Here is a 15,309-nt window from a genome sequence, read left to right as displayed (position 1 = left end):
CTGATCGGCGAGACCGACCAACTCGCCGCTGTTCCGAGAGGCACGCGCATGACCTCTATCGCGTCGGACGACAAAGACGACCACGGCGCTGTCTATCGCCACGGCTTGATCTCTTCCACCGAACCGCTGGCCCCTGTGCACGGCGACTACGCCACCCGCGACGCTGCCGAACAGGACGCCTGGGACCGCCGCTGGTCGGCCTGGCGCAGCAATCTCACCGAGGTGGCCTGATGCGCATCCGCTCACCCCGCCCCGTCACGCCGCCACCCGGCTCAGCGCCGGAGCATGCCCAGCAGACGCCCGCCCCAGCAGCGGACGACGACGCTCCGGACTCATCGGCCGAGGTGGACTGGCCCGGTTCGCAACTGCTGGACGACCCCGTGCTGGCCCGAGTCCTGTTCCATGTCTGGAACGGCGACCCCGGTGTGGTCGTCGCCTCGCCTCCCGGCGCAGGCAAGACCCGCCTGGTCATCCTGCTGGCCCTGGCGCTGGCCCACCGCGCCGGGCTCCGGGTCGGAATCGCTGCGCAGACCCGCGCGCAGGCCCTCGAAATCGCGGCCCGACTGTCCGGACGCACCGATCGCGCCGTCCTGATGTGGAAGAAGGATCTGCCCGCACCCGGCAGCGGCACCCTGCCCGTCGTCCCCAGTCGGGACGTGCACTGGCCGGGGAGGGCAGGCGGCATCATCGTCGGCGTCACCGACCGGTGGCTCTACGGCGACCCGTACAGGCTCGGCGCAGACGTGATGATCGTCGACGAGGCATGGCAGTGCACCTTCGCCCACCTCGGCGCGCTGGGCGCGCTCGCCACACAGATCGTCTGCGTCGGCGACCCCGGTCAAATCGCCCCGGTCGTCAACGCCCCGACCGACCGATGGGCGGGCAGCCCCACCGCGCCGAATCTGCCTGCCCCTCAGGCTTTGATGGCCGCCCACCCGGACGCGATCGGCGTCGTGCAACTCGAGCACACCTGGCGGCTCGGCCCGGCCACAACCGCACTCGTCCAACCGATCTTCTATCCGCAGTTGCCGTTCGGCTCGCGCCGCCCGCCCGAACAGCTCGTCACCTGCGCCGGGACAGCTCTGCCCGAACTGGCGCGTCGGCCGGTGGCCGCCAGCGGCGGGCCAACCGATCCGCGCCTGATCGACCACTGCGCCGATCGCGCGCGCGAACTGCTGACCACCACGCTGGTCACCGACCACACACGGCGTCCCCTCACCGCCGAAGACCTCGCCGTCGTCGTCCCGCACGTCAGCCAGGCCTCCGCCGTCGAGGCCGCCCTCGCAGATGTCCCCGGTGTGCTGGTCGGCACCGCCAACGCGCTCCAGGGACTCGAACGCAGCGCCGTCGTAGTTCTGCACTCGCTCGCGGGGTACCGCGATCCCACGCCCTTCGGGATGGACCCCGGCCGCGCCTGCGTGATGCTGAGCCGCCATCGCGCCCACGCCACCGTCGTCTACGACACGACCACGCCCGACGCGGTCACCCACGCCGAACCCGGCCGGGACCAAGCGCTCAACCACCGACTGATCACCGCCCTCTCCACCCTGCCCGCCGCATGACCCACAGCTCTATCGCGAGAGGAGAACCTATGTCCTGCCCCGCCCTCGTCATAACCGGTCCGGCTCGCGCGAGCCGTCACCGCGCCGACAGTGCGCTGTCATGGCTGGCCCGGATCCCCTTCTGGGGGTTGACGTTTCTCGTCGCCGCCTTCGTGTTCCAGGCCACACTTCTCCTCAACCTCGGTCACGCCCCCGCCGAGACCCTGCTTCCAACCATGGCCGCGACGCAGCCCGCCGCCGACTGTTCACTGCTCTGCCCCGAACCCACCCAAGGCACGCCCTCGATCAGAGGCGGCATCATCGCCGCGGCGACACATCTGATCGCCGCCGCAGCGCCGGACCTGACCACGGCCGCCCCCCAGCACAACAGGGGAGGCGACACCGCATGGCAAATGATTCTGTAGGCGAACCGCAAACCCGTTGTCGCACAGCTGAACCAGTGCGCGCCACTTGAAGGAAGGACTGCCGCCCGAAATGGAGTTCAAGCCGATCCCGCCCGACCTGTACCGCACCGTCGAGCCCGCCGCCGGGACGATCTGGCCTGTCACCAGATATCGCCGCCACGAGGTATTCGAGCCGAACTGGCCATACCTTCTCTCGGGCAAGGCATCTGCGGCGGCTGTCGTCGCCGGATTGTGCTGCGGCGACGTTGACGTACCCGAGCGCACTCGAGAAGCGATCATGCGGATCTACTGCCCGCGTGCATGGCATCTGCTGACCGAAGCGCACGTGACGTACCCCGAGTGGGCGATCGGCCGCAGCAGCATCGAACTGGGCAGCGCAGTAGCTGCGCTGGCCAACATCGAACTCGGCGGCTACGCCGTGCACCCGGTGATGGACATCGCCGCGTTGACAGCGGAGATCATCGGCGGCCTCGGTGGAATTCCCACCTTCGAATAGCGCATTATCCCAGGAAACAATAGAATCGAGCTATTCGGCCGCCCGGTTCTGCTAATCGGCTACTGTCGCTCGCGGGTGACGTTGCTCGAATCCTTGTCCGGCCTCAGCCCGCGCCACGATGGGTGCCGGAGCTTTCCATCGCCGGTCCACTCGGTATACGAAACTTCACCGACAATCTTCGGTGCTACCCATATCGCGTCCGGAACATTTGCCTCGACGGGCGCTGTTTTGCGTTGCAGCGGTTGTAGTCTCGCCTGCAAGTCGTCGAGCACCGAACGACTGAAGCCGGTGCCGACATTCCCGATGTAGACCAAGCGCCCCGTGTCATCGTGAATCGCCATGAGCAGGGAGCCGATATGCCCGGCGCGCCTGCCCGTCCCCGGGCGCCAGCCGACGACGACAACCTCCTGGGTACGGAAATTCTTGATCTTCGTCCAGAGCGGGCTGCGCCGGCCGGGCAGGTACGGGCCGTCGGTGCGCTTGGCGATGATGCCCTCGAGATGGAGGCGCCGGGATTCGGCGAGGGCCTCGGCGCCGGTATCGGGCAGCCGCGGCGGAACCTGCCAGTGCGAGCCGCGCAAGCCTAGCTGTTCCAACAGATGGCGGCGCTGCCGATAGGGCAAGTCGATCAGTGGCCGGTTACCGACCTGAAGAAGATCGAAGATCATGTACGTCGCCGGGGAACTCCTCGCCAACGCCCGGACCGCGGCCGGGTTCCGCTGATGCATCCGCGGTTGCAATGCCTCGAACGAGGGTCGTCCATAGGCCGAGAAGACAACGATCTCCCCGTCGACGACGAACGGCGGATCCGCCGGCGCAAGGTCAGCGAGTTCCGGCCAGGCCACAGTAATGTCCTTGTTGTTCCGAGACACCAGGCGCAGGTCACGATCGACATAGCCGACAGCACGAATACCGTCGAATTTCACTTCGAAATTCCACGCGGAATCGTCAGTGGGCAAGGTGCTGGCCTGCGCCAGCATGGGCGCATAGCGCGGGAGTTCCGTCATATTCGCCTCGCCGCCCTCTCCATCCATAGCCGAGGTCGCCGCCGATAATTGGCTGAATAGTACCGCCCGGTCTTAATTAATGCGGTGCGCAGCCGACCGCGGCATGACGCATCGATCGCCGAGAAAGTTCCGGCGTCACGGATTCCCCGAGAAAGAGCCTGGCGCGCGAGGACTGAGTCCCCCCGGGGCCGCTGCGGTCGGGGGGCGCTGCCTGCCCTGGACACAACTACTGGCGCCATCGTGTCAACAGCACTATCCTGAAAAATGTCACCACGTCGGCGGGACCAACCATCCTGCCCCAACTGCCGGAGGTACACGGCACATGATCAACACCTATGGGCTCGACACCGACCACGACATCCACGTGGGCAAGCACCTCTACCTGGAGAGTGTCAGGCCGGTCACCGTCACAGACATCCGCGGCGGCTGGGTGCAGTACGTCTCGGGTCACGTCAGCATCGACTGGTGCGTGCCCGACGCATTGGCACCGCACCGCCGTGTCACGCCCGACCACCAGCCTGCTGACCACGACACCGGCCTCGAGGAGGCGCGGTGATCGCCAATGGCTCCGTCACTGTCTTGTCGATCCGCCGGATTCAGCACCTGATCCGGCACCGGCACCCCGAGGTCCGCCGCATCGTCTTCGCTGCGGGACCGGACGGGCTCGTGCCCGTCCGATTTCTGGACCAGCACAGTGCCGGGGTCGACGCCGTCGCGCTGGTCGATGCGCTGACCGGCCTCGTCGCCACGATCGGAGATCCGATCTCGGCCGGTCTCGTGCCGGACGGAGAAGGCCGATTCGCGCTCGAAATCCTGCCGTGTGCACACCCGCCGCACCCGACCGACGGCCCGGGAGACGCGGCATGATCGGACACGCCGATCTCATCGCCGCCCAGCAGACGCTCCAGGAGGCCGTGTTCCGGCGCTGGCCGATCGTGCACTGGCATATCACCAGGGACGGGTACCTGAGGGTCCGCTGGGCCGGTGGCCCTTCCGTTGCCGACATCGAGCACCTCGTGCGCGATCGGCCTGTGGGTCTTCGCTACGTCACCGCCGCGATCCGTCTTCACAGGACCCACGCACCGGGTACCGCACCGGCCGCACCGCGCGAGGTGTCCCGGTGACCGGCGCGCCCGCCCGACCGATCGCCGAGGCGGTTGCGGCCGCATGGCGCCGCCACTCGCATACCGGTGAGCGCATCGAAATCCCGCTCGGGACCGTCGCTGCCCTGGCACTGCTCGAAGTGGCCGCCCCGGCCGCCCCGCGCCTGCCCAGTCAATGGCGCGACCTCGACGCCGCCGACACCATCGACGCGCTGCGGATGATCTGGGGCGTGTTCTGGGTTACGGAGCCCTACCTGGTAGAAGTCGCCCGGCCCCTGCACGACTGGCTCACCGACGACCATCCACGGGAAACCCTCACCGCGGTCCGCACGATCATCGACACCAGCTTTCAGCACGGGCTGCTGGACCTCACCGGCCACGCCGACCCCGCCCTCCGCAGTGACGTCGACCTCCTCGGCGCGGTGTTGACCGAACTGCGCGCGCCCGGCGACCGCCAACATCGAGGCGAGTTTCACACCCCGACCGCCGTTGCCGACATCCTGGCAGCGGTGACACTCTCGGATCTGCCGCCGGAGGCAACGACCTCCGACGAACCTGCCGTCGGCACCGGAGGCCTGTTCCGCGCCACTGCCCAACGCATCCGCGCCCTCGGGGGTGACCCACAGCAATACGCCTGGTCGATGACCGACATCGACCGCCTCGCGACCGCCTGCTGCGCCGTCAACGCCGCAATCTGGGGCCTCGGGCCGGACGTCCTGATCCACCGCGGCGACATCCTCACCGAGCCGGATGGCCTCGAGAAGGCCGAGGAGCTACGCCGGCGGGTCCTCGCCCACCGCGACAGCGAAATCCGCTGCGCACTGCTCCTGGAAGCGGCCCACAGGTTCGACCGGTTGTTCACCGGCGCCCGTGGCCCGCGGCCGGAGGACGGGCGTGCGGCATGATCGATCGGCAATCCGAATCGACCGGAGCCGAGACCGGCACCGGCGACACCTACAGCCCTTTCGGATATGTCGCGGCTGTCTCGCGCGACGCCACCTCAACACCTACCCGAGACTCGCGGGCAGAGTGGTTCGCGAACAACCTGGTGCAGTTCCTGCTGTTCATGGTCCCGCTGTGCATCCAGGAGATGCATGACTGGCCCGCCGACCGCATCGACCGCGCCCGCCGCGACGCAGTGCACGAAATCGCCTGCCACGGAGACGATCTCCAATTCGGCGGTGGGCATCAGCGATCGTCGCGCACCGCATTGGCCCGAGCCCTCGCCATCCTGGCCCGCGCCGAAGGCGGCGGCACCACCCTCGGCGTGCATGCCTGCCTGCGTCCCCACATCGACTGTCCCCGATTCGAGCACCGAGCAGGGCGGTGACGAGCGTGGAGTGACCGGCTCATCGCTTAGCCTCTCACCCGCAACAACAGAACACCGTTGCACCACACTGCACGACGCACTATCCTAAAAAGTGTCAACGTGGCGGGGCTGACCACCTCGTCTTCCGAACGCAAGGAGCGTCCGCATGACGTCTGTCCTTCACGGCCCGCGCCCGCCCGACGCAGCCGCGCTCGACGGCTCCGGCCACCGCGCCCTCGAGGGCCTTCGAGTTCTGGTCACCGGGGGAGCGGGGCACATCGGGGGTCATACCGTCGCCCGTCTCAAGCTCGCCGGTGCCCACGTGCACGTGCTCGACGATATGTCCACCGGCCGATCCGAAAACCTCACTGCCGCACTGTCGGTCGGGCTGTCCAAGCAAGACGTGTCCGTCTGTGACATACGCGACCCCCGCTGCGTTCGAACGATCATGTCGTGGCGACCGCAGGTGGTGGTGCACCTGGCCGCGCACACCAGCATCCCCGACTCGAAGAACTCTCCGGCCACGGATGCCGATGTGAACATTCGTGGTTCGCTCAAGGTGTTCGAGGCGTGCCGGGCTGCGGGCGTGCAGCGGGTGGTCTTCGCCGCCAGCGCGGCGATCTACGGCCAGGTCCGGCCGAATCGGCTGCCGGTGACAGAGTACGACCCGATCCGGCCGGTCTCGCCGTACGGGCTGAGCAAGGCAACCGGCCTGCACTATCTCGAGTGGTTCCACCAGGAGCACGGCCTGTCCTACACCGGATTGGCGATTGGCAACGTCTACGGCCCCGAGCAGCGGAACGGCGGAGTCATTGCCCGCTTGGCCGACGCGGTTGTGCACGGACGACCCGCGCTGATCTTCGGCGACGGACACCAGACTCGCGATTTCGTCCACGTCGCTGATGTCGCCAGAGCGATCGTGGCCGCGTGCACGAGCCCGGCGGACGGACTGATCAACATCGGCAGCGGTCTCGAAACCAGTATCCACGAGGTGTTCGACCTGCTGTGCCAGGCAGCCGGTGTGCAGACGACACCGCAGTTCGAGCCCGCCGTGGCAGGGGAGACGCGCCGCATGGTGCTCGACATCCAATGCGCCCGCGACCTGCTCGGGTGGCGGCCACACGTCCTGCTGGACCAGGGGATCGCCGACATGGTGCATGAACTCCGTCGTCGTCGCCCGGAGGTTGCCTGATGTTGCTGCACACCCGTTCCTGTGTCCTGGGTCCGATCCGAGTGGGACTGGCCACCAACGACGACCGGATCGTAGCGGCGCTGCGTGAGTTCTATGCGCTCTCCGATCGGGTGCCCGGTCTGGGGGATTGGATGGTGGACGCGATCGTCGACACGCCCGATCCGGCTGTGATGACGGTGAATCGTTGGGGTGTCGGGCATCGCTGCGATCCGGACCGGCGGCTCGTGCAGCTGGTGGGGGAGAACGTGCACACTGTCGCGGTCGCGGCTCGCAAGACCCTTCGGGAGGTGCTGATCGATCACCTCGAGCAGCGCCGGTACGTGATGCTGCACGCCTCCGCCGTCGCCGACAACGATCGGGTGGTCATCATCGTGGGCGACAAGGGCGCCGGCAAGACCACGCTCGCGCTGAAAAGCGTTGTGCATCATGGGATGCGGTATCTGTCCAACGATCACCTGATCGTGTATGCCGAGCCCGGTTCCGATCCGGAGCGGCCGCGGCTGGTGCTGACGTCCCTGCCGACTCCGATCCCGGTGAGGGTCGGCACCTACCTCGACCTCGAGCCGCTGCTGCCGCCTCCGTGGGACGGCAACGGGGTCGCACTCGACCGCTGGCGCACAACGTCGGTGGACCACCGGCATCGCAGCGAAGCCAAGGTCTATTTGACGTATCCGCAGCTGAGCCAGGCGAACCCGATCACCCTGCGGTTGGGTGACCTCGACGCGGCCACGCCCAGTGTGTTTGTGGCCCTGGCCGGGTACACCTGTGGCCGCCCTGTGCTGACAGCAATTGCAGAGCCGGTTGCGGCGCTGCTGCCGCACGTGCGCACCGACTGGATGTTCGACCCGATCCTGAACCAGCACTGCATCGCCCGCACCGAACGCAACCGAGTCGCCTACGAACAGGACGCACGCCGGTTGGTGACCGCGTTGGCGGCGCGTTCGGCGGTTCTGGGCTGGCACCACCATGGCGACCCGAACGCCCTGGTCGGCCGCACCATCGTGAAAGGCGGTGACCGATGAGCGTGAAACCGCTTGTTAGCGTGGTGATTCCGACCTACAACCGGCCGCGGGAGCTGGCGGCGGCACTAGCCAGTGTGGCGGGTCAGCGCCAGGTGCCCGGCCCGGTGGAGGTGCTGGTCGTCAACGACGGCGGCTGCGACGTGCAGTCGGTGACCCGTGCGGCGGTGGAACGGGGTCTGGCGGTGCGGATGCTGGTGCTGCCGGTCAACTGCGGCCTGCCCACCGCCCGCAACACCGGGATCGGTTCCGCGAGAGGGGAATACCTGGCCCTGCTCGACGACGACGACGTGTTCCTGCCCGACCATCTGGCGGCGATGCTCGCCGCGATCGACCGCGACCGCGCCGACGCCGCCTACGGCATCTGTCACACCAGCACCACCCGGATCGATCCCGCCGCACCCCTGCCGGCGCCCGCGAGCGGGGTGATCGAGTTCGACGCGGGCCTGCTCGAGGTGGCCAACTTCATGCCGGCCACAGCGTCGTGACCCGCAAGCCTCCCGACACCGCACGCTTCGACCCCGGCCTGCCCGCGCTGGAGGACTGGGACATGTGGCTGCAACTGAGCCGCGCACACCGCTACCGGTTCACCGCGGTCGACACCCCGACGGTGGTGTATCACCGGCTGCCAGCGGCGGAGAGCATGTGCGCGGCCACGGTCGCCGCGTCGGCCGGGCTGGCCGGGTTCGGGCGCCTGGTGCAGTGGATCTGGGCGCGCTGGCCGGCCACCGACGCGCGGTCGGAGCGGTTCCGCCTGTATGTGGGCGTGTTGTACTGGCAGGCACTGACCGTGCTGGCCGAGGGCCGCCGCCTGGCCGAGGACTACTGGCAGGCGGGGATGGCCGAGATCGCCGCTGCCTGGCACGGAGAACTATTCGAGCACCAGTTGCGTGACCGCATCATCGCCATCATCGAGGACGGAAGCCGTGACGAGCCTGCCTGCTGATCTACTCAAAGCCACTGACGCACTGGGCATTTCCCTCGGCACGGTGGTCCACCGCACCGACAAGACCCTGCTGGTCAGCGGGGCCCTCGCCGGCGGCCAGCAGGTGGCGGTGAAGTACCGACTCGACGACGCCGAGTTCTGGCGCACGACGTGGGCACACGAACTCGCCGCCTACGACCAGTTCACCGCCGCCGCCGCGCCGATGCCTGCGCCGCGGCTGATCTGGACCGACGACGACCGGATCATGGTGCTGGAGTGGGTGCCCGGGCAGCCGCTGGCCGCCGACCGCTACCCGGCGCAGCCGCTCACCGCCGCGCAAATCGACGCCGTCCTCGACGCCGTCACCCGAGTCACCGGGTGGTCGCCGCCGCCGAGCGCGGTGTTCGCGACGCCGTTCGACTACCCGGCTCGCGTCGACCGCTACCGATCGGCCGGCTACCTCACCGACGACGACGCCGCCACCCTGCGCCCCCTGCTCACCGCCGTCTCCACGCGCGAACTGGCGCACGGCGACCTGGTGCCCCCCAACGTCCTGCTCGGCCCCGTCCGGGGCGGATTGGCCGCGACGCTGCTGGATTGGGAGTTCTGCGGCTGGTACTTGCCGTGCTACGACCTGGCCCTCCTGGACACCGTCCTCGGCGCGCACAACCCCGCTCTGCGTGAGCGCATCGACGCCCAGGTCGCTGCCGCGGGGACCCAGGTCCCGTTCGCGATCAACTTGATGATGGTGATCACCCGCGAGCAACGGATCCATCACGACCTCACCCCCGGCCCGCTGCGCTCCACGCGGCTGCGGCTGCTCGCCGCCGCGATGCGGCAGGCGCGAGAACGCCTGCACGCCATACCGACGGGGGAGGCGTGATGCACATCGCCCTGGTCCACCGCGACCTGCATCAGACCACCCGCGGCGGGATCTGCACCATCTACCGGCAATTGGCGGCCCGGCTGGCCGCGCACGGGCACGCGGTGAGCGTGATCACCCAGTACACGCCGTCGCCGGTGCGGCTGCCCGGGGTGGATGTATTCACGTTGCCGCGCACCGACAACCTCGCCGTCCACCGGCACGTCGTCGCGGGCCTGCTGCGGATCCTGCGGCCCGACGTCATCGACTGCTCCACGTGGGAGGCCGAAACCCTGGACTACCTCGGGCTGGACCACTCCCTGCGAGCCCCGGTGCTGGTGCGGGGCGAGTTCAGTGCCCGCACCCTGGGCGCGGCGGACCTGGCCGCGGCCGAGCACGAGTTGGTCCACAGGGCCGACCGAGTGATCGCCGTCAGCGCCTGGGCCGCACACGATCTCGCCGACGCCTACGGCATCCCCGTCCCGGCCGTCGTGCACAACGGCGTCGACCGCACCCGCTTTCGACCCGGCTCGGTCAGCAAGCCGGCCAGCGGTCTGCGGATCCGGCTAGACCGTCACGGCCGCCCTGTCGACCCGATCCCGATCCCGGAACTGCTGGCGGCGGGAGAGCCGCTGCCGCCGTTCACCCCCGACCCGCAGGCCCGCCGACGGCTGGTGTGGGTCGGCAAGGTGACGCCGATGAAGGGCTGGGATCGACTCGAGCAGATCGCGGAGCAGCTGCGCGACATCGCAGTGATCACCGTGGTGCTCGGACACTCCGCGCCGTTCTGCCCGGTCACCGACCAGGCCCGGAACCTGGTGGTACTGCACGATCTAGACGACGCGGACATGCCCACGCTGTACCGCAGCGCCGACTGGCTGCTGTCCACCAGCCGCTGGGAAGGGTTCGGGCTGGCCATCGCCGAAGCACTGGCGTGCGGCACCCCGGTGTTGCTGCCCGACACTCTCGGCACCGCACCGGAATTGCTTGCCGCCGGGGGAGGACACACCTACCGCGACGCCACTGACCTGGCCGCCCTCCTCGCGGCCGACCCACCGCCGGTGCCAGGGCTTCCGGCCGAGTTCGATTGGGACACAACCACTGCCGCCACTCTCACCCACTACCAGCACATGATCGGGGACATTGCGTGCGCATCCTGATGATCGGCCCCACCGGCCCTCAGGGCAGCCTCCCGCCCTACCTCACCGTCCTCACGGCCGCGCTGCGCGAGTACGGCGTGCGCGTCGACCGGCTCGGCAGCACCGGCGTGCCCTACGACCCCGCCCGGGGCGGGTTCTGGCCGGTCGACCGAATCGTCGCTGCCGCGCAGGCGCTGCTCGACCAGGTCGACCTGCAAGCCTACGACGTGATCAGCCTGCACGCCGGCACCCTCGAGATCGAACAGGTGCTGCCGGTGCTGTGGCGGGCCCACCGTCACCCGCCGGTCGTCGCGCATCTGCACTGCCTCACCCCGACCCTGTTCAGCAGCCATGTCCCGGATCCGGGCCTGCACGCCGCGGTGACCGAGGCGGTCCCGGACGCGGTGGTGTGCTTCGGCGAGTACGCCCGCCGCCGCCACGCGCAGCTCCACGGCGCGTTGCCGAGCCTGGTCAGCTGGCTGCCGACCACCATCCCGCCGGGCACCCTCGGCCGCGTCCCGCCCACCCTGCAGCCCGCTCTCGCAGGCCGCACCACCACGGCCAGCTGCTACGGCTATGCCGCACCGTGGAAAGACCCGGCCGGCCTGGTCGCCGCCGCCGACCGCACCCGCCATCGGTGCCGGATCGTGCTGGCCGGGCCGTTCTGGGACGACCCGGCCCAAACCGGGATCGATCTGTCCGCCGAGATCCGTGGCCCCGTCGTCCATGGCGCGGCCGAGGTCGCGGTCGTGCCCACCTACCTGGATCCGGCCCACCGGCTGGCCCTCGTCGCCGTCACCAACGTCGCGGTGTTCCCCTACCGACCACACCTCGCCTTCCAGGGCTCGGGCGCGGTCGCCGACTACCTCGCGCGCGGTGTTCCCGTGCTGGCCACCGAGATCGCGAACTTCGCCGAACTCGTCGGGGACGCGGGACTCCTCGTGCCCGCCGGCGACCGGGACCTGTTCGCCGCCGCCCTGGACGAGCTCACCGGCGACCGCGCCTGCCGACACCGGCTGGCCCGCGCGGCCGCGGCCCGCGCGCACCGGTTCACCGCAGGACATCATGCCGTGCAATGCCTGCGCCTCTACGAGAGCGTCACCGCCCGCCGAAGGACCGCGTCATGACCGACACGGCCACCGAGCTGCTGATCGCCCGGCACGGCGAATCCTGGTGCAACACCCACGGGATCATCGGTGGCCGCACCGGCTGTCGTGGTCTCACCGCCCGCGGCCGCACCCAAGCCCGCCTGCTCGGGCAGCGACTGCGCGAGCGCCAGGCCGCCACCCCGATCCACCGGCTCTACACCACCCCGCTACGCCGTGCGCAGGAAACCGCGGCCATCGTCGCCGCCGCGGTGGGTCTGGAGTCCGTGATCGAGCCGCACCTGCTCGAGCAGGACCACGGCAGCGGCGACGGCCGCCCGTGGACTGAGGTCGTGACCGCCTTCGGGCACATCCCCGCCCTGTGCCCGGATCGCCCGCTGACCCCTGACGGCGAGACCTGGGCCCACTACCTGCACCGCGCGACCGCCGCCATCGACCGCATCCTGACCAGCCACCCCGGCGAATGCATCCTGATCATCGGCCACGGCGAAACCGCCGACGCGGCATTCCACCACTTCCTCGGCCTTCCCGCCGCCAGCCGCGGCACCGCTACCGTCGCGCTGCACTACACCGGCCTGAGCATCTGGCAGCGCCAACCCCTGTCATGGACGCGACCGACCGCCGGATCCCGCTGGACCCTGATCACCCACAACGACGCGGCCCATCTGGCGTCCATCGACCGGCCGCCGCTGTCGTGGCGCAGCGAGCGCCCCCGCCGCGAAAATGCAGGCGGCGCAACATGAGGCGACATGTGGGGCTCAACGATCAGCGGGGATTCATTCGGCTCAAGGCGAAGCCGATCGTGCCAGCCAGGAGCGCTCCGCCGATCACCAGAGCGATCTGCAAGGGCAGGCCGATCGCGGGCGACGTTACCGCACCGATGGCCAGCATCACCGCGCCGATGAACCAGAGCGCAAGAACCCACCCGCGCAGCGCAGCGCTGACCGACGGTGCGCCTCGATACTCGAACTGCGCTGCGACGAGGTGCGCCATCGCTCCGAGTGCCAACAGGATTGCCCCGATGACGAACGTGACGCTCATAGTGATCCATCCTGTCCTGCTCACCGATGCCGTAGCCGCGGCCGCGGAAGCATACGCAAGATACTGCGCAACGCATTATCGTAGGCGGTGTCCACTCGGCGGCGAGACCGACCATCTCGCCCGACGACAGGCCGATCACACGCCCCACCGGGAGGCAGTATGCGTCTGCTGAGCACAACAGCCGCCGCAGCCTTGGTTGTCTCCGGGCTGTTCTTCCTTCCGCAGCTCATTTCTACGGCCGCCGAGGACCTCATCGGTGAGGACGTGTCATCGTCGGCAGGCTCCCTCCCGCCCCCGCCGCACATCGACTGGTCGGCCGCCGTCGAAGTCACCGGAGCGGTTGTCGGCGTTGTACTTCTGATATGCGCGATCGGTGGAGTCCTGACCGCCGGCATCAACCGGTGTCGTGCGCGGCGCGGCGAACGCCGTGCGCGCCGGCGTCGGTGGGAGGCAGCGGTGACGTCGTGGAATCAGCTACGGTGCGCGGTCACCGACGTGGAAGTCGGCCCCGGTGAGATCGAACGCCGGGTGCAGCTGGGCGATCTCGATGATCGGGATGTGACGACGTTCTGGGACGCGTTCACCGACGCTGATCGCGCGTGCCGGCCTGTACCCCCCGCTACCGAGCATGAACTCGCCGACTTCGAGACGGCCGTCGAGATCGCGTGGAGGGCATGGACGGATCTGTCCCGGCGAGCCACTCCCCGAGATGCGCCCTGCGGATCCGGCGCCCGGTGGACTCGGCGGCTGATGGCTGCGGCACGCGGTCCGCTCTCCGGCCGTGTGCGCACCATCGCTGCCGCGATCCGTGGGTGAAAGCGGACATGGCAGCGCTGGTGCGCATCGACTGCTACAACCCAGGCCGCGAGCGGTTCGTAGGGAACCGGCCCGGCCGACAACAACATTCGACGACGGTACCGGGCTACCAACCTCCGGCGGGCACTGCCAGGTTCGCTCTGCCCGGACCCGCCGATACATTGCCCACCACACCACGCAAGCCGATGAACTCGAAGAACTGAGACTGCTCGACAACTGCTCCTTGAGGGAGAACCCTGATGCGAACATCCTTCTTCCGCCGCCGCCGCGCTGCCTCGGAGCCTGCACCGGCTCCCGAGATCCAGCCCGCACTCCCAGACCTGATCTGGAACGGCTCCGTGCCGGATCCGGGTGCCGCTTACGAGGACGTAGCGGTGTGCCTCGGGCGCGACAAGTACCTCGTCCCTGTTGCGTGGAGGCCGATCGCCGAGCGCCATCTGGCCCTCATCGGCCCCCCGGAATCCGGCAGGGCGGCCGCGGCGCGGACAGTAGTGACCGACCTGGCCGCTCGCGGATGGAGGGTATGGATCGTCGACGGCGGGGTCATCGACTTCCTGGGATTCCGTGACTGGCCCAACGTGCAGGTCGTCACGACCGACGCGGTCGGGCACGCGGAGGCGATCCACTCTGCCTGGCAAGAGATGGAAAAGAGGTACGGCTACATCCTCGACGGCATTGTCGCGGAAGCCGACCTTCCCCCGATGACTGTGGTGTTCAACGATGTCACGAATCTGAAGGCCGAGATGGAGCACCGCAGCGCCCGGTTCCGCACCGTGTTGTACGAATTCGCATCCCTGGTCCGCAAAGCGGGCGCTGTGCGTATGCATCTGGTGCTCGCCTTGAGCCCCAATGCACGCGCGCTGAACAGTGCAGGTTGGGACAGCATCCAGGACCACATCGGAAAGCGAGTGTCGTTCGGCGCGTTGAGTCCTACCGCCGCAGCGATGATTTGGGGCGACCCAACGCTCAACACGCTGGCTTCATGTCAGGTCCGGGGCCGTGCCCTGGTATCGGTCGACGGCTGCAGCCGGATCGAGGCACAGTGCCTCAACACTCCGGATCCTCGTGGGCTCGCCCCGTCCGACCCACGCCATGACATTCTTGAGCGGCTCCGCCCCGCTCGCACCACCCATGCGCGGATCGAGATGCCGCCGGAGCCGAAGAGCGCGACCGCGTGGTAGCAAGTCACCACAGAGTAACCACCCTGACCAAGGATTTCCCGGCCGCGGCTCCCGGCCTGCAGGAATCGAGTACCCGGGGGCGGTGAGCGAGCGACCGACCGATGAGCAGCCCCGCGGCAATAGACCACTTACAGGATAATGCCTAAA

Annotated in this window: 21 protein-coding genes; 19 read left to right on the top strand and 2 right to left on the bottom strand. The window is 68.8% G+C overall.

Annotation, left to right across the window (positions count from 1 at the left end; genetic code table 11):
• Positions 1 to 48: 48 nt before the first annotated feature.
• The 4 genes from IU452_RS33970 (at position 49) to IU452_RS33955 (ending at position 2,462) form a co-directional block, all read left to right on the top strand.
• On the top strand, positions 49 to 231 hold the full coding sequence (locus IU452_RS33970) for a hypothetical protein (RefSeq protein WP_195113347.1): 183 nt from the start codon (positions 49 to 51) through the stop codon (positions 229 to 231).
• On the top strand, positions 231 to 1,562 hold the full coding sequence (locus IU452_RS33965; protein ID WP_195113346.1) for an AAA family ATPase: 1,332 nt from the start codon (positions 231 to 233) through the stop codon (positions 1,560 to 1,562). Before IU452_RS33970 ends, IU452_RS33965 begins: the two co-directional genes overlap by 1 nt.
• Positions 1,563 to 1,591: 29 nt before the next feature.
• Positions 1,592 to 1,966, top strand: a complete 375-nt coding sequence (locus IU452_RS33960; protein ID WP_195113345.1) for a hypothetical protein — start codon at positions 1,592 to 1,594, stop codon at positions 1,964 to 1,966.
• A gap of 70 nt (positions 1,967 to 2,036) precedes the next feature.
• Entirely contained in the window at positions 2,037 to 2,462 is a 426-nt protein-coding gene (locus tag IU452_RS33955) for a hypothetical protein (protein ID WP_195113344.1), read from the top strand.
• Between the two features lie 59 nt (positions 2,463 to 2,521).
• On the opposite strand, the gene ligD is transcribed toward IU452_RS33955, so the two are convergent.
• The gene (ligD, locus tag IU452_RS33950) at positions 2,522 to 3,469 is read right to left on the bottom strand and encodes a non-homologous end-joining DNA ligase (protein ID WP_195113343.1); all 948 of its coding nucleotides are present in this window, start codon (positions 3,467 to 3,469) and stop codon (positions 2,522 to 2,524) included.
• Between the two features lie 322 nt (positions 3,470 to 3,791).
• Between ligD and IU452_RS33945 the strand changes: the two genes are divergently transcribed.
• The 13 genes from IU452_RS33945 to IU452_RS33885 all read left to right on the top strand — a co-directional run bounded on the left by IU452_RS33945 (position 3,792) and on the right by IU452_RS33885 (position 12,867).
• The gene (locus IU452_RS33945) at positions 3,792 to 4,025 is read left to right on the top strand and encodes a hypothetical protein (RefSeq protein WP_195113342.1); all 234 of its coding nucleotides are present in this window, start codon (positions 3,792 to 3,794) and stop codon (positions 4,023 to 4,025) included.
• The gene (locus tag IU452_RS33940) at positions 4,022 to 4,336 is read left to right on the top strand and encodes a hypothetical protein (protein WP_195113341.1); all 315 of its coding nucleotides are present in this window, start codon (positions 4,022 to 4,024) and stop codon (positions 4,334 to 4,336) included. The genes IU452_RS33945 and IU452_RS33940 overlap by 4 nt, the downstream gene beginning before the upstream one ends.
• On the top strand, positions 4,333 to 4,593 hold the full coding sequence (locus IU452_RS33935) for a hypothetical protein (protein WP_195113340.1): 261 nt from the start codon (positions 4,333 to 4,335) through the stop codon (positions 4,591 to 4,593). The genes IU452_RS33940 and IU452_RS33935 overlap by 4 nt, the downstream gene beginning before the upstream one ends.
• On the top strand, positions 4,590 to 5,477 hold the full coding sequence (locus IU452_RS33930; RefSeq protein ID WP_195113339.1) for an N-6 DNA methylase: 888 nt from the start codon (positions 4,590 to 4,592) through the stop codon (positions 5,475 to 5,477). Before IU452_RS33935 ends, IU452_RS33930 begins: the two co-directional genes overlap by 4 nt.
• Positions 5,474 to 5,902, top strand: a complete 429-nt coding sequence (locus tag IU452_RS33925; RefSeq protein WP_195113338.1) for a hypothetical protein — start codon at positions 5,474 to 5,476, stop codon at positions 5,900 to 5,902. The genes IU452_RS33930 and IU452_RS33925 overlap by 4 nt, the downstream gene beginning before the upstream one ends.
• A 145-nt stretch (positions 5,903 to 6,047) precedes the next feature.
• Positions 6,048 to 7,073: an NAD-dependent epimerase/dehydratase family protein gene (locus IU452_RS33920; protein WP_195113337.1), complete on the top strand. Its 1,026-nt coding sequence runs from the start codon at positions 6,048 to 6,050 to the stop codon at positions 7,071 to 7,073.
• A complete protein-coding gene (locus IU452_RS33915) occupies positions 7,073 to 8,095 on the top strand; it encodes a hypothetical protein (protein ID WP_195113336.1) in 1,023 nt (340 codons plus the stop codon). Before IU452_RS33920 ends, IU452_RS33915 begins: the two co-directional genes overlap by 1 nt.
• Entirely contained in the window at positions 8,092 to 8,580 is a 489-nt protein-coding gene (locus tag IU452_RS33910; RefSeq protein WP_195113335.1) for a glycosyltransferase family 2 protein, read from the top strand. The genes IU452_RS33915 and IU452_RS33910 overlap by 4 nt, the downstream gene beginning before the upstream one ends.
• Positions 8,577 to 9,038, top strand: a complete 462-nt coding sequence (locus IU452_RS33905; protein WP_195113334.1) for a hypothetical protein — start codon at positions 8,577 to 8,579, stop codon at positions 9,036 to 9,038. Before IU452_RS33910 ends, IU452_RS33905 begins: the two co-directional genes overlap by 4 nt.
• Positions 9,019 to 9,900, top strand: a complete 882-nt coding sequence (locus IU452_RS33900) for a phosphotransferase (RefSeq protein ID WP_195113333.1) — start codon at positions 9,019 to 9,021, stop codon at positions 9,898 to 9,900. Before IU452_RS33905 ends, IU452_RS33900 begins: the two co-directional genes overlap by 20 nt.
• The gene (locus IU452_RS33895; protein WP_195113332.1) at positions 9,900 to 11,039 is read left to right on the top strand and encodes a glycosyltransferase family 4 protein; all 1,140 of its coding nucleotides are present in this window, start codon (positions 9,900 to 9,902) and stop codon (positions 11,037 to 11,039) included. Before IU452_RS33900 ends, IU452_RS33895 begins: the two co-directional genes overlap by 1 nt.
• Entirely contained in the window at positions 11,027 to 12,145 is a 1,119-nt protein-coding gene (locus tag IU452_RS33890; protein ID WP_195113331.1) for a glycosyltransferase, read from the top strand. The genes IU452_RS33895 and IU452_RS33890 overlap by 13 nt, the downstream gene beginning before the upstream one ends.
• Positions 12,142 to 12,867 (top strand): histidine phosphatase family protein, encoded by a 726-nt coding sequence (locus IU452_RS33885; RefSeq protein WP_195113330.1) that lies wholly within the window; start codon positions 12,142 to 12,144, stop codon positions 12,865 to 12,867. The genes IU452_RS33890 and IU452_RS33885 overlap by 4 nt, the downstream gene beginning before the upstream one ends.
• A gap of 22 nt (positions 12,868 to 12,889) precedes the next feature.
• Here IU452_RS33885 and IU452_RS33880 read toward each other — a convergent pair whose 3' ends face one another.
• Positions 12,890 to 13,165: a hypothetical protein gene (locus IU452_RS33880; RefSeq protein ID WP_195113329.1), complete on the bottom strand. Its 276-nt coding sequence runs from the start codon at positions 13,163 to 13,165 to the stop codon at positions 12,890 to 12,892.
• A 159-nt stretch (positions 13,166 to 13,324) separates the two neighbouring features.
• Here IU452_RS33880 and IU452_RS33875 point away from each other — a divergent pair, with 159 nt between their 5' ends.
• Together IU452_RS33875 and IU452_RS33870 are read left to right on the top strand one after the other, a co-directional pair.
• Entirely contained in the window at positions 13,325 to 13,981 is a 657-nt protein-coding gene (locus IU452_RS33875; protein WP_195113328.1) for a hypothetical protein, read from the top strand.
• Between the two features lie 239 nt (positions 13,982 to 14,220).
• The gene (locus tag IU452_RS33870) at positions 14,221 to 15,162 is read left to right on the top strand and encodes a hypothetical protein (RefSeq protein ID WP_195113327.1); all 942 of its coding nucleotides are present in this window, start codon (positions 14,221 to 14,223) and stop codon (positions 15,160 to 15,162) included.
• The last annotated feature ends 147 nt before the right edge of the window (positions 15,163 to 15,309 follow it).

This window comes from Nocardia transvalensis (genome assembly GCF_015477765.1).
Classification (GTDB): domain Bacteria; phylum Actinomycetota; class Actinomycetes; order Mycobacteriales; family Mycobacteriaceae; genus Nocardia; species Nocardia transvalensis_A.
The sequence above is the reverse complement of the archived record's forward strand: the minus strand, read 5'-3'. Positions and strand labels throughout refer to the sequence as shown.